The organism is Chthonomonas sp., assembly GCA_016788425.1.
In the GTDB taxonomy this organism is placed as follows: Bacteria; Armatimonadota; Fimbriimonadia; order Fimbriimonadales; family Fimbriimonadaceae; genus JAEURQ01.
Genome location: JAEURQ010000001.1, coordinates 201,405 through 215,173, shown reverse-complemented (window position 1 = coordinate 215,173; position 13,769 = coordinate 201,405). Strand labels below are relative to the sequence as shown.

Annotated in this window: 11 protein-coding genes; 6 read left to right on the top strand and 5 right to left on the bottom strand. The window is 60.9% G+C overall.

Going from position 1 to position 13,769, the window contains the following annotated elements; translation table 11 throughout:
• Window positions 1-7 precede the first annotated feature (7 nt).
• The 3 genes from JNJ45_01060 to JNJ45_01050 all read right to left on the bottom strand — a co-directional run bounded on the left by JNJ45_01060 (window position 8) and on the right by JNJ45_01050 (window position 4,442).
• A complete protein-coding gene (locus tag JNJ45_01060) occupies window positions 8-1,144 on the bottom strand; it encodes a PLP-dependent transferase (GenBank protein ID MBL8047246.1) in 1,137 nt (378 codons plus the stop codon).
• A gap of 72 nt (window positions 1,145-1,216) precedes the next feature.
• Window positions 1,217-2,053, bottom strand: a complete 837-nt coding sequence (locus JNJ45_01055) for a hypothetical protein (GenBank protein MBL8047245.1) — start codon at window positions 2,051-2,053, stop codon at window positions 1,217-1,219.
• Between the two features lie 52 nt (window positions 2,054-2,105).
• Window positions 2,106-4,442: an aldehyde dehydrogenase family protein gene (locus tag JNJ45_01050; GenBank protein ID MBL8047244.1), complete on the bottom strand. Its 2,337-nt coding sequence runs from the start codon at window positions 4,440-4,442 to the stop codon at window positions 2,106-2,108.
• A 48-nt stretch (window positions 4,443-4,490) separates the two neighbouring features.
• Here JNJ45_01050 and JNJ45_01045 point away from each other — a divergent pair, with 48 nt between their 5' ends.
• Together JNJ45_01045 and JNJ45_01040 are read left to right on the top strand one after the other, a co-directional pair.
• Window positions 4,491-5,243 carry a hypothetical protein gene (locus tag JNJ45_01045; protein MBL8047243.1) on the top strand — a complete coding sequence of 251 codons (753 nt, stop codon included), beginning with the start codon at window positions 4,491-4,493 and terminating at the stop codon, window positions 5,241-5,243.
• Window position 5,244: 1 nt separating this feature from the next.
• Window positions 5,245-6,420 (top strand): glycosyltransferase, encoded by a 1,176-nt coding sequence (locus JNJ45_01040; protein ID MBL8047242.1) that lies wholly within the window; start codon window positions 5,245-5,247, stop codon window positions 6,418-6,420.
• Here JNJ45_01040 and JNJ45_01035 read toward each other — a convergent pair.
• Window positions 6,369-7,502 (bottom strand): hypothetical protein, encoded by a 1,134-nt coding sequence (locus JNJ45_01035; GenBank protein MBL8047241.1) that lies wholly within the window; start codon window positions 7,500-7,502, stop codon window positions 6,369-6,371. The two genes, JNJ45_01040 and JNJ45_01035, sit on opposite strands and share 52 nt — an antisense overlap.
• A 53-nt stretch (window positions 7,503-7,555) precedes the next feature.
• On the opposite strand from JNJ45_01035, the gene JNJ45_01030 reads away from it, so the two are divergent.
• Genes JNJ45_01030 through JNJ45_01015 form a run of 4 tightly spaced genes read left to right on the top strand, consistent with a single transcriptional unit; the run spans window position 7,556 to window position 11,011 of the window.
• Window positions 7,556-8,557: a hypothetical protein gene (locus tag JNJ45_01030; GenBank protein ID MBL8047240.1), complete on the top strand. Its 1,002-nt coding sequence runs from the start codon at window positions 7,556-7,558 to the stop codon at window positions 8,555-8,557.
• A gap of 8 nt (window positions 8,558-8,565) precedes the next feature.
• Window positions 8,566-9,402 carry a hypothetical protein gene (locus JNJ45_01025; protein MBL8047239.1) on the top strand — a complete coding sequence of 279 codons (837 nt, stop codon included), beginning with the start codon at window positions 8,566-8,568 and terminating at the stop codon, window positions 9,400-9,402.
• Window positions 9,403-9,407: 5 nt separating this feature from the next.
• Window positions 9,408-10,250: a hypothetical protein gene (locus JNJ45_01020; protein ID MBL8047238.1), complete on the top strand. Its 843-nt coding sequence runs from the start codon at window positions 9,408-9,410 to the stop codon at window positions 10,248-10,250.
• A gap of 56 nt (window positions 10,251-10,306) precedes the next feature.
• Window positions 10,307-11,011 (top strand): PEP-CTERM sorting domain-containing protein, encoded by a 705-nt coding sequence (locus JNJ45_01015; protein MBL8047237.1) that lies wholly within the window; start codon window positions 10,307-10,309, stop codon window positions 11,009-11,011.
• Between the two features lie 50 nt (window positions 11,012-11,061).
• On the opposite strand, the gene acnA is transcribed toward JNJ45_01015, so the two are convergent.
• On the bottom strand, window positions 11,062-13,686 hold the full coding sequence (gene acnA, locus JNJ45_01010) for an aconitate hydratase AcnA (GenBank protein ID MBL8047236.1): 2,625 nt from the start codon (window positions 13,684-13,686) through the stop codon (window positions 11,062-11,064).
• Between the last annotated feature and the right edge of the window lie 83 nt (window positions 13,687-13,769).

The window sequence follows — 13,769 nt, the reverse complement described above, 5'->3', positions numbered from 1 at the left end:
CCCTAGTTTACTTGAGCGCCGCTTCGAGGTCGTCAATCAGGTCTTGAGCGTTCTCAATGCCAACGCTCAAGCGGATGAGCGTGGCCGGGATTCCCGCCTCAATTCGCTGCTCCTCTGTCATGGTCGCGTGGGACATTTTGGCCGGATAGCCGATCAGCGACTCGATTCCGCCGAGGCTCTCGGCGAGCAGAAACACCTTCGTGCTCTCGCAGAATCGGCGCACGTCTTGATAATCGCCCTTAATCTCAAAGCTCATCATCGCGCCGAAGCTCGTCATTTGCCGCTTGGCGAGTTCGTGATCCGGGTGCGAGGGCAGTCCCGGGAAGTGGACCCTGGCCACCTTGGGGTGCTGCGCCAAGAACTCGGCGACTAACTGCGCGTTTTCGCAGTGCTGACGCATCCGCACGCCGAGCGTCTTTACGCCGCGCAGGGTGAGCCAACAATCGAACGGGCTGGGCACGCTGCCCACCATCTTGTTCCACTCGAACATCGCGTAGCCAAGCTCATCGCTGGAGGTCACGACCGCGCCCCCGATGATGTCGCTATGGCCGCTGATGTACTTGGTGGTCGAGTGGACCACCAGGTCAATGCCAAGCTTCAGCGGATTCTGCAGCGCGGGCGAGGCGAACGTGTTGTCAAACACCGTAATGAGGCCGAGCTTCTTAGCCTCGGCGACAAGGGCCGCAATGTCCATCACCCGCATGGTCGGGTTGGTCGGCGATTCAAAAATCACCATCTTGGTGTTCGGCCGGGCCGCCGCGCGCAGCGAAGCGGGGTCGCCAGCGTCGAAGTGGCTCACCTCGATGCCTTGGTTGGGCATCATTTTTTCGCCGACGCGGAACGTGCCGCCATAAATATCGGTGGCCATCAGCAAGTGGTCACCCTGCTTGAGCAACCCAAAGCACGCAACGATTGCCGCCATGCCGCTTCCAAACAGGGTGCAGTGCTTGCCTTCTTCGAGCGAGGCGATTACCTTTTCGAGGGTTTCGCGGTTCGGGTTTTGACAGCGCGTGTAGTCAATCGGAGGAATGTCCTCCAGGCTGCGCCAGGCGAATGTTGAGGTCTGATAAATCGGTTGGGTGACGGCGAGATAGTCCTGGTCGAGCTCCTGCCCCACGCGGATCGCCTTAGTTTCGAATCGCATGGCTCATTCTACCGCAAAACATTATTAGGCAACATGACTTTCAATCGCCATGTTGCCTAATTTTATTCTGCCTTACGGCTGGTAGAGGTCGCCAAGACGGATCGTTCCGCCCGGCGCGAAGTACGAGGTTTGGTTACTGCCCGTGACCGTGGCCGAGTACACCTCATTTCCCTTGGTGTAGAAAATCATGTTCGTCACGTCGAACGTCGCATCGCCTTCAAAGTCAGTCGTGTTCGCGACTGTGGTGAGTCCCGTCGCATCCGCGTTGAGCACGGCCAAATTGCTATCGCCGGTCAGCGCCGTTTGCGCGACCACCTTGGCGCCGTCATCGCTCCAGCGACCGTTGTAGTAGTTGGCTCCGGCCGAGGTGATAAACGTCGGCGCGCCACCAATGTAGTTCACCCGCGCGAGCTGGGCAAAGCCGGTGACGTTGTAGGTGATCAGGAATTGGGCCGAGTTATCGTCGCAGTCAATGGAGGAAATTCCGGCGCCGAAGTTGCCGTTGAACACCGACTCCAGCGAGGTGCCGGTGGTGGTGAGCTTGTGCACCACATTGCCATTGTTGGCCGCGAGAATGCGGGTGCCATTGAGTTGCCAGTCGCCAAACTTGTAGCCGGTCAGGTTGGTGTAGCTACCGGTGACGGTGCTCCCCACAACGAGCACGCCGTTGATGGTCGCCAGGAACTTGGTTCCGTCCGGGCTGATGCGGATGTGCTGAGGATTAATCAGGCTACTACCCAGAATCGTGGTTGCGCCCGTGTCGATGCTGTAGCGCAGCAACGTGTTGTTGTTCTGGACGAACAACATAAACGGTCCGGCCGGGAGAGTGCCGCCGGCGCCTCCGCCGCCACAACCCGCTGTCAAAAGACCCACACCGAGGGCCAGGGCAAATCCAAAAGTCGACTTCATTGCACTTTCTTTGACGGCTGTTCTTGCTCCAAGGTTGGCAAAACCGACAAAATTAAGCACCGTACGGAACCCAAATGTTCTTGAGCTGGGTTGCTCGGCGCAAGATTTCGCCACTGGGGGCTTTGGTCCAATCGAGCGAATGACCATGCAGACACCACGTTTGCTTGAGGTTGCTCACGCTCATCTGCTCGACCTGCTCGCAGATTTCGGCGTCGGCGAAGCACCAAAGGGCATCCACACCGGCGTGACCGGCCAGGTCGGGCACCAGCTCATCGATCTGCCCCGTCACGATGTTCAGCACGCCGGAGGGAATGTCCGAAGCCTCAATCACGCGCATCATTTCCATCGCGGCGAGCGGGTTGTGCCGACTCGGGATCACGACCACCGCGTTGCCCATCGCCAGGTTTGCCGCCACCGAGCTCACAAATCCGAGCAACGGCTGCGCGTCTTCGCACACCACGCCCACCACGCCGAGCACCTCGGGGCGGGTGTACGTGACGGCGCGCAGAGGCACCGGGTGGACCGTGCCCTCGTGCTTATCCGCCCATCCGGCGAACAGCAACGCCGCGTCGATGGCCTTCGTCACTTCGTCACCGGAACCACCGCGGTCCGTGAGCGCGGTCTCAAGAGCGGCGCGATTCGCCTCCATGTTCTCCGCGAGGAAGTACAGAATCTGCGACCGGAGGTAACCGGTTTGGGCGCCCCAAGCCGGAGCCGCAGTGGCCGCGGCTTCGACCGCGTTGCGAATGTCCTTGCGGTTGCCGCGCGACACCTCGACGACTCCGCCCGAAGCAACCGGCAGTGAGATTGAATAACCGCCGTCGGGACGCGCTTGCTTGCCGCCGATGAACAGCTTGTGCGTGCGGTCGAGCGCGCCGTTGCTGGGCGACTCCTTGATCTCGGCGAGATTGCCTGCAGGCAGATAGGGCGCGCGCCACCGGAGATATTCGAACATCCCCTCGCGACCGCTCTCGCGACCGAAGCCGCTTTCGCGATAACCGCCGAAACCCGCGTTCGCATCGAACTGGTTGGTGCAGTTGACCCACACCGTGCCGGCCTTGATCTGCGCCGCGATATCGTGCGCCACGTCGAGGTTTTGCGTCCACACCGAACTGGCCAACCCGTAAACGGTGTTGTTTGCCAAAGCCACCGCTTCGGCGGGAGTGCGGAACGTCATGGCCACCAGCACGGGGCCAAAGATTTCAACTTGCGCCACCGTCGAACTCGGCTCGACATCGGTCAGCAGGGTCGGCGGGTAGAACCAGCCGCCTTCGGGGAACTTGCACTTCGGCTGGAAGCACTTCGCGCCTTCCTTCACGCCGGTGCCCACCAGCTCGGTGATGCGGGCCAGTTGAGTCGCGTCCACAATTGCGCCGATATCCACCGCCTTATCGAGCGGATCACCGACGCGTAGCGATTCCATGCGACGACGCAGCTTTTTGTAGAAGCGATCGGCGATGCTTTCCTGCACCAGCAACCGCGAACCAGCGCAGCAGACCTGGCCCTGGTTAAACCAGATCGCATCCACAATGCCTTCAATGGCGCTGTCCACGTCCGCGTCTTCGAACACGATAAACGGTGACTTTCCGCCGAGTTCTAGCGAGAGCTTTTTGCCCGTGCCTGCCGTGACGCGCCGCAGAATACGACCAACCTCGGTGCTGCCCGTAAAGGCAATCTTGTCGATACCCTCGTGCGCCACCATCGCCTTGCCGGTCTCGCCATCGCCCGTGATGATGTTGACCACGCCCGCCGGGACACCGACTTGATGGCAAATTTCGGCGAACAACAATGCGCTCAGCGAAGTGAATTCCGCCGGCTTGAGAATGACCGCGTTGCCCGCCGCCAGGGCCGGGGCGATCTTCCAACTCAGCATCAGCAGCGGGAAATTCCACGGGATAATCTGCCCGCAAACCCCCACGTTTTCGTACTCGGGAAACTCGGTTTCGATGAGCCGCGCCCAACCCGCGTGATAGTAAAAGTGTCGCGCGACCAAGGGAATGTCAATGTCGCGGGTCTCGCGGATCGGCTTGCCGTTGTCGAGCGATTCGAGGACGGCGAATAGCCGTGAGTGCTTTTGAATCTGTCGCGCCAACGCGTAGAGCACGCGGCTTCGACCCGCGGGGCCGAGTTTGGTCCAGGCTTTGAGCCCTTCCCGAGCGGCCTTCACGGCTTCGTCCACTTGCGCGCTGGAGCCCTGACCGATCTGCGCGAGTTCCTTGCCGGTGCTCGGGCAGATGCTGGCGAAATGAGATTCGGCGGGGACCCACTTTCCACCCAAGTAGTGGCCGAACTTTCGCCCGTGCTTATCCAGCCATTCGTTGGCAAAGTTCGCCGCTTCCGGCGCGGGACCGTAGTCCATGGAATCGAGAATTTCGCCAACTTGGCTCATGCCGTTAGTATACGGCGGTCGCGCAATGGAATAAACTCCGCGTACGGCATGCGTGACACTTTCGATGCGTTCGAGAATACTGGCCCCGGATTGCTGAGTGGCCTCCGCCCCGCGAGCACCCGCAGTTTGCCGAGTTTGCGCAAGGCCGTGGCCGAAATGGCCTCACACTACGCCAGCGAAGGCGGCCCGATTTCGATCAAGGTCTGCACCAACTGTTTTAGCATCGCCAGTGGGGTCGAGCCGACCCGTGAGCGCTTTGCGCTGCTGGGGCCGATTATCGAGTTGATGGATGCGCGGCGCGCTTATGGCGTCCGCACCGACGTGACGTTCATCACCTTCAGCCAGCATCGCGCGGCGGAGATCATGCACCGCATTCCCGAGCTCATGCTCGACGAGGAGATTTTCCGGTTTGGCAACGTGTGCGGCGAAGAGCTTCACGACCGGGTGCACCTGGTGGCCCACACGTGGGCAATGAGCAACCAGATTTTGCAGGCGCTCGTCGAGGAATCCGCTGGCTCTCCGGAGCTCGGGACCGTGCGACATCTGGTCTACGACGGCACGATGATGGGCATGTACGCGCAGATTGAAAATGAGGCGCACTTTACGCCATTCATCCCGGGCGTGGCCGACTACGATTGCCCTTGCGTGTATCTGTATCGGCGCGATCCGCTGTTTGAGCGGCTGAGTTTTGGCTTTGACAAAATGCTGATGCCGCCGCAGATGCCTGAGTACTACGCCCTTTGCGATGCGGTGACTCTGGAACGCCTGTTGTTGGAACACGCTCCTCGCGAAGAGGCGTGACATGGCGCTGCGCATTGCGGTCTTTTCAGACTCCTACACGCCGATTCTCAATGGCGTAAGCATTAGCATTCGCGACCAAGTCCGCGAACTTCGTAACCAGGGTCACTCGGTGCATGTGTTCACGTCGGGCGCGCCGGGCTACCAGGAGCCCGACCCAAACTGCCACCGGTTTTTTGCGTTAGAAACTCCGTGGACGCGCGACTATCCGCTGGCGATGCCGCCGTTCTACCCGATGCTGTCGCGGTTTCGACGCCAGCGCTTCGACTTGATCCACACACATACGCCCTTTACCATGGGGTTTGTGGGCTTGCGCTGGGCGCAAAGCCACGGCCTGCCGATTGTGAGCACGTATCACACTTTGTACGATAAGTACGCGCACTATATTCCCTATTTTCCGAAACGCTATATTCGTTATAAGTGCGCAAAACACACGAACTTTTACTACAGTCACGTCAATCATGTCATTACGCCCAGCGACGCCTCGGCGCGCTGGCTTCAGCGACATAGTGTAACGACGCCGATCACGGTGATCGCGACCGCGACCGCGCCGACGCAGAACCTGGAACGCGCGGCCGTCCGCCGGCAGTTGAGCATCGGCGACAGCGCCAAGGTACTTCTCTATGTGGGCCGCATCGCCCGGGAAAAGAACATCGAAACTCTCTTGGCCGCGGTGGCGATCGCCATGCAATCCGAACCCCAAGCGATGCTCGTCATGGTCGGCGATGGGCCCTTCCGCGAGGCCGCGCGACGCCTGGCCGGCGATTTGGGCATTGGGGACCGGGTTCGCTTCGAAGGTTTCGTCGCTCGCGACCAGGTAGATCGCTATTACGCGATGGCCGACGTGTTTGCGTTTGCCAGCGTCACCGAAACCCAAGGCCTCGTGGTGAGTGAGGCGATGGCTTATGGCTTACCCGCGATAGTCGCGCAAGGCGGCGGCGCGGGCGCCGCAGTTCAGCAAGGTGTCAATGGTTTCTTAGTGCGCAACCAAACTGAGGAAATCGCCGAGGCCCTTCAGTTATTGCTCAAGGACGAGGAAACTCGGGCTGAGCTGGCCGCTGGTGCCCTCGCGACTTCCGGCCAATACGATAGCCGCGCCATGATTGAGCAAGTTTTAGGCGTTTACGATCAGGTACTGAGTTCGCACACCGCGCAACGCACGCCGGTGTCCGCCGGATAGATTAGGAGTACCAAGTGTCGCGGCCCTCGCAAGCCTTGGTTCATGGTTTTCTCTACGTCTTCGGGCCGAATCTCCAGCCCGCCGGCGATCTTCACCGCATCCACCAAACGACCGGATTCGCGCACCCAAGCGCGCAAGGACTTGCGGTCGAAAGGAGCATCGTTCAGCACACGAAAGCTACTCCGCACCCACGCACTGGGCACCGGTTCGGCAGAAGTGACGTAGGTCCGGGTCGCCCAGAGAGACTGGAACCCGAGCTGCCCGGCCAAACCCAGCCGCGCCGCCGCGACATCAAGCTGGCCGATCCAGCCCAGAGCGGGTGACGCCACCGCCAGGGCGCCTTCGCGCTGAAGCCGTAGTTCGCTGTCTTCGGACAAGCAAACCGCCCACACCCCGGGTTCAGAAGCCGCGCCAAAGAGCGCCAGAACCTCGCGACATTCGTGGCGGTAGCTCACCACTTCGACAGCGGTTGCGCCCAGCGCTAGCACGTCGTCCACGTCCGCGCCGGGCCACAGCTTCATCACCAACCGCGGGCGTCCGGCGGCGAGCTCGGCCACCAAGCGCGGGTTCGGAAGGCCATCCTCCAGGCGCGCCGCGCGCTTGCCGCCAGACCGACGGGCGGGATCGGCGAACAGGCTCACCCCGGGTTGAGACGCGGCCACCTCAAGTCCGTCGCCGCAGATCACTTCAACTGCCGACCCCGCAAAGTTCGCGGCGAGTCGCTCGGCCCGAGCGGGGTCGAGTTCAACCCCCACGCTGCGACCGCGCTGGGCGATCGCCCGCAAGTCCACTCCCGCCCCTGCCGTCAGGTCAACCACGGGCTCACCCACCAGAAACTTGGATGCGTGATAACGGGCCAGCCGCGGGTGCGTGGCCATCTGCATCGTGTCGGCGTCCCAGAGCCACTCGTGCGCAAAATCGAACCGCGCCGCCGCTCGCTGCCGCAGTTGCCGTTGCTCTACCGCCGCCCGAACCACGTCCGCCGACCACCGCTCGCCCCACCGCAAAAGCGCCTTGGGAGTGGCCGCCTCGTCGCCGATCGCCGCGAGGCACGCAAAAAATTCGGCGGAGAGATGTGACATTAGTAGTGAATCTGGTGCCAGATACCGTCTATTATTTTGGTAAACAATTCGAAATGGAATGCCCCAAGTGCCATTATCGCCTCGCGCAGGCTAGCCGTTTTTGCCCCAACTGCGGTCACGGCCTCGCCGCGGCCGTCGCTCCCAAAGCGGCGGTCCCGGTAGCGCAAGCCGCGCCCGTGCCGGGTGCTTTTGTGCCGCGCAAGCAGCCGCTTTGGCCCCTCGTCCTCGGGTTCTTGCTCATTGGTGCCGGCTCGCTGTTCTTTGCGTTTCGCAGTGGATTACTCAAGGTGCCGGGCGAACCAGTCAAGCCAAAAGTGTTGCTTGCCGACGGCACCGCAAACACGGGCGAATTGCTGAAAGCCGACGGCACCGCAAACTCGGGCCAACTCCTCCGCACTGAGGGCACGGCGCCGCAAGCCGAGTTGCTCCGGGTTTACGGAACGCCACCGGCCAGCAACCTCACGCAAACCCAAGCCGAGAAGATTTCCATGCCCGCCGACGTGCTGGCCTACCTGCAACATGTCGAGCGCATCGAGGGCATGCGCGTAAAGATGTCGCGCAAACAGCTGAGCGAGGCGCTCATTATGTTCACTGAAATGAGCGGTCTGCGCGGCGGCATTGATGCCGTCCGCGACCTCGCTGACCCCGACGCTCCGACGCCCGATCCGGAAGACGCGCCTTCCAAAAAGGTGGGGCGCAGCGCCGAAGACAAGCGTCGCGATTGGCGAACTCTCGAAGAACAGTTTTTGGCGGTGAACCCGCCAGCCGAGTGCGTAACCCTGCGCAACGAATATCAGACTGCGCTCCATGAGACCGGCACCATGATCAGCGAGATTCTGGACGCCATCGAGCAAGCCAGCGAAAGTCCGGAGGCCGCGCTCACCGCCCTGCAAGGCATGCAAAACACCAGCGGTGGCCGCATTGATGTAAAGGCTCGCGCGGCGGATGGAACCGTCGCCGCGATCTGCCGCAAGTATCTCACCGACAAGTGGTTTAGCATCACCGGCGATGTCGGCGGCGGCAGCATGGTGGGCCTCGGAATCGGCGGACACTAATCGCGGGAATGGCTGACCTCGAACGCGAATCTGAGCAGTGGGTCGCCCGGTTCGCGCCGCTGATCCTCAACGACAAACCGCTGAGCGCGGAGCAACTACGCGCCCGGCTGGATTCGATTGAACAACTGAGAGTTAGCGGCAAGCAGCTTTGGTCGCAAGTTGAGGCGTCGCCCGACGTGCGCGAAGAACTCAAAACAACGCTGATGTCCGCGCTTGAGCAGTTGCCGAGCATCCGCTACGACTTGCTCGACGCGCTCGAGAACCAGCGGCAAGGACATCCGCTGAATCTCGACAAGCTCCAGGACACCCTCGCCGAGCGGGAGGCCCGTCAGGAAATGGAAGTGGCGACTTCGGTCGTGCCGAACGTTTACACGGCGGAGACCAGTTTTGGGAAAACCTCGTCGGTGTTTGGATGGCTTTTCACCCTGTTCGTGGCCGCCTTTGTCATGTTTCGATCCTGCAGCGACGAAGCGTCGGCGGCCCAAAAACTGCCGACCAATGAAATGATTCCCGTTTGGTTTGCGGTGCTGATTGTCATCGCGCTCCTTGTGCTGGCCGCCCAAACGTGGCGGGGCTGCGTGAACGAAGAGGTTAGGATTGAGGATAACACGCTGTACATTCGCCGATACTTTGGCCTTTACGACAGCACAAAGCAGTATAAACTTGGCCCTGATTCAAGGGTTGTGGATATCAGTTTTCAACAAGGTCATGAGACGGTGAATGCGCTCCGCATCACCGTGGCGAACGGCTCGGTGGTGAAGTTTGCGCACTACGCCACGAGCATCAGTCGGCGAATCGAGATCATGAACGAGATGAATAATCACATTACTCATCCGGCCATTTAACGCTCATGGATCAAAACCTCGAACGCGAATCTGAGCAGTGGATTGCCCGGTTTGCGCCGCTGATCCTCAACGACAAACCGCTGAGCGGCGACCAACTTCGCGCTCGGTTGGATTCGATTGAGCAATTGAGAACAAGCGGGAGTCAACTTTGGTCGCAAGTTGAGGCGTCACCCGACGTTCGTGAAGAACTCAAAACAACGCTCATGTCCGCGCTTGAGCAGTTGCCCAGCATCCGCTACGACTTGCTCGACGCCATGGAAAATCTGCGCCAGGGGCGGCCTCTCAACCTCAACCAGGTGCAGGATACGCTCGCTGACCGCGAGGCACGGCAAGAGATGCGACTAAGCACGTCGGTGGTGCCTAAGACCTTGCGAATCAAAACCGAAAACGCCGCGCCGGAGCGGGTGGGCGGCGCGTTCCTCGGCATCTCGATGATGATCGGCATTGCCTTCCTTGTTCGGTGGGAGTTATTCCTCCGCGCCGGTGCCACCGCGCCCACCAGTTTCATCTTGGTCGGTTGCAGCATCCTGGCGTTTGTCGGCGCGTGGGCCATGGTGCGTACGTCGCTGGACAAGTGCCAAAACGAGGAGGTCTATCTCGACGGCCAGCGGCTAACGATTCACCGCTACTTTGGACCGTTCGACACACGCCGAACCTACACGCTTGCCGAGGGGGCAAAGGTGTCCGAGATCAACTACCGCGATAGCGAGCGGCGACGCCTCCACGCGCTTGTGGTCAATGACGCAAATGGAGCCGAAATTCGGTTTGGCAGCAACCAAAACATCGTGGATCGTCGCATGCAAATCATCGAGGAGATGAACAATTACCTCTCGCATCAACAACCTTAACTAGGGACCGCAAAAATACTGTTGCAGAATCGCGTCGCTTCCCCTATAATCAAGGCATGAGGAAAGCCCTTTTTTGCTCTGTTTTTGTCAGCGCTCTTGCTAGCCAGTCGTTTGCCTACTTCCAAGACTTCCAAGCCGGGGGTGCCTTGCCCGAGTGGTCCTCAGTCAGCTACCTCGATGGCAACTCCGTCACCCGCGCCGGAGTGCGCACGCTCGGCCGCTTTGCCGACAACGCGTCCACCACGCTGACCCTCACCGGTCTCAGCGCGGGCGCCTACACGCTCAGTTTCCGCCTGTATACGATCGGCAGTTGGGACGGCCAAGGCCCGCTTGCTGGCCCGGATATCTTCGGCGTGAAGCAAGATGGCGTGACCTTCTTCCAAGAAACCTTCAACAACGTTTCGACCAACGGCGGCTCCGTGCCTTATGAGCCTTACACGTCGCAGGGTCAAAGCTTCGGTGGCCAAGGCGCACCGGTTGGCACCTACCTAGCGCGAACCGGGATGACCGGTTTCAACGGACTTGATCTGGGGCAGTTTAGCTGGGACGTTGACGCGAAGGACACATACTACGACCTGACGTTCAACCTCAACCTCAGTTCGTCCACGTTGGCGCTCAACTTCTTCGGCAACAATCTGCAAGACGCGACCGACGAATCTTGGTCGCTCGACAATGTCCGCGTGACCGCCGTGCCCGAACCGGGTTCGCTGGCCGCGTTGGCCGCTGGCGCCTTGCTCCTCGCTCGCAAGCGCCGAGCCTGAGACAGGCACAAAAAGGCCCCGCGGAAACTCCGCGGGGCTTTTTTGGTAGGTTAGCTCGCCAGAAGCTGGCGCAGCACGTACTGCAGAATTCCGCCGTGCAGGTAGTACTCCACTTCCTTCGGGGTGTCAATGCGGCAGGTCACTTGGAACTCCTTGCCGTCGGCGCGTACGGTCAACGTTTTGCCACCCGCGAAGTTGCTCGCGACGGCGTCGCCAAGCCCGACGAGTTCGAAGACTTCCTGGCCCGTGAGACCGAGCGATTCGACATTTTCGCCCGCCGCAAACTGCAGCGGCAACACGCCCATTCCCACCAGATTCGAACGGTGAATCCGCTCAAAGCTCTCGGCGATGACCATCTTGATGCCTTGCAGGTGCGGACCCTTGGCGGCCCAGTCGCGACTTGAGCCGGAGCCATATTCCTTGCCCGCCAGCACCACGGTGCCGACGTTCTGCGCCCGATACTTCATCGCCGCGTCGTAGATGCTCATCACTTCGCCGGTCGGAAGATAGGTGGTCACGCCGCCTTCCGTGCCTGGCGCCAGCTGATTCTTAATGCGGATGTTGGCGAACGTTCCTCGCACCATCACTTCGTGATTCCCACGGCGCGAACCGTAGGAGTTGAACAGGTGGGCCGGCACGTCGCGCTCGGTGAGATACGCCCCCGCCGGGCTGGTCGCCTTGATGCTTCCCGCCGGAGAAATGTGGTCGGTCGTAATCGAATCGCCGAGAATCGCCAGGCATCGCAGACCGGTGAGTTCGCTCACGCGGGTCGGCGCTTCCTTCTCCATGTCGTCAAAGTAGGGGGCTTGCTTCACGTAGGTGGAGCTATCCGACCAGTTGAACCGTTCGCCGCCCGTCACTTGGATGTTTTGCCAAGCCTCGTCGCCGGCGAAAACGCCTTCGTAGGTGCGCTGGAACATCTCGCGATTGATGCTCGCCTGGATGACGTCGGCCACCTCTTGCTGGGTCGGCCAAATGTCCTTAAGGTAAACCGAGTTGCCGTCGGCGTCGGTGCCCAGCGGCTCCTTCGTGAGGTCCGTGTAAATGCTGCCCGCGAACGCATAGGCAACAACGAGCGGCGGCGACATGAGGTAGTTCGCCTTGACGTCGGCGTTCACCCGGCCTTCAAAATTGCGGTTGCCCGAGAGCACGCTCGCCACCGCAAGGCTGTGGTCGTTGACTTCCTTGCTGATGGCTTCGGGCAGCGGGCCCGAGTTGCCGATACAGGTGGTGCAGCCGTAGCCGACCACGTTGAACCCCACCGCGTTGAGATCTTCCAACAGGCCGCTGTGCGTCAGGTACTCCGTGACGACCTTACTGCCGGGGGCGAGTGACGTCTTGACCCAGCTCTTGGGCTTGAGGCCACGAGCGTTCGCCTTGCGAGCGACCAAGCCCGCCGCGACCATCACGCTGGGGTTGCTCGTGTTGGTGCAGCTGGTAATCGCGGCGATGACGATGCTGCCATGGCTGAGCTTGCTGGGGTCGCCGCCAACCTCCGGAAACGCCGCTCGGAAGCTGCTCGGCGTATCGGCCAGGACAATACGGTCTTGCGGACGCTTGGGTCCGGCCACGCTGGGCACAACCGAAGCGAGATCGAGCTCAAGATAGCTACTGAAATCCGGCTCGGCGTAGCCGGGCTCGTGGAACAGGCCCTGAAGGCGGAAGTAATCCTCGGTGGCTTGAATCAGGCTTTCGTCTCGACCCGAAACCCGCAGATAGCGCAGCGTCTCCTTGTCCACGGGGAAGAAGCCGCAGGTCGCGCCGTATTCCGGCGCCATGTTGGCGATCGTCGCGCGGTCGGCCAGAGGCATGTTGGCGATCCCGGCGCCGTAGAATTCGACAAACTTACCAACCACGCCGTGCTTGCGCAGCATTTCGGTCACGGTCAACACCAGGTCGGTGGCGGTGACGCCTTCGCGGAGCGCGCCCGTGAGCTTGAAGCCCACCACTTGTGGCAACAGCATCGAGCTCGGTTGACCGAGCATTGCGGCTTCGGCCTCGATGCCGCCGACGCCCCAGCCAAGCACGCCGAGACCGTTGATCATGGTCGTGTGACTGTCCGTCCCGACGAGCGTGTCGGGGTAGGCGACGCCGTCCTTGTTCACAAAAACGACCCGGGCCAGAAATTCGAGATTGACCTGGTGGACGATGCCCGTGTTGGGCGGCACCACCTTAAAATTGTCGAACGCCGTTTGACCCCAGCGCAAGAACTCGTATCGCTCTTGGTTGCGCTGAAACTCGAGGTCGCGGTTGATTTGCAGAGCGGCATCGCTCCCGTACGCGTCCACCTGCACCGAGTGGTCAATGACGAGCTCGACCGGCTGCAGCGGGTTGATCTTCGCCGGGTCGCCACCGAAACGCGCCATCGCGTCGCGCATGCTCGCGAGGTCCACCACGCACGGCACGCCCGTGAAGTCCTGCAGCAGTACCCGGGCGGGGGTGAAGGCGATTTCCTTACTGGGTTCGGCTTTGGCGTCCCACTTCAGCACGCTTTCGATGTCGGTCTTCGTCACGCTCACGCCGTCTTCGGTGCGGAGGAGCATCTCCAGCAGAATCCGCATCGTCACCGGCAGGCGGCTCAGGTTGTGACCCTGCTCTTTCAGCTTGGCTAGCGAGTAGATGGTGGCGGTGGATTCGCCGGACCGAAACGAAGTTTGGGTGCCGAAGCTATTCATATTGACCAGTATACCGGTCGCTCGTTTAGCCTCAAACAAAGTGAAAGGCAACCGGAAAGGAGAAACCGGTTGCCATTTCGAGA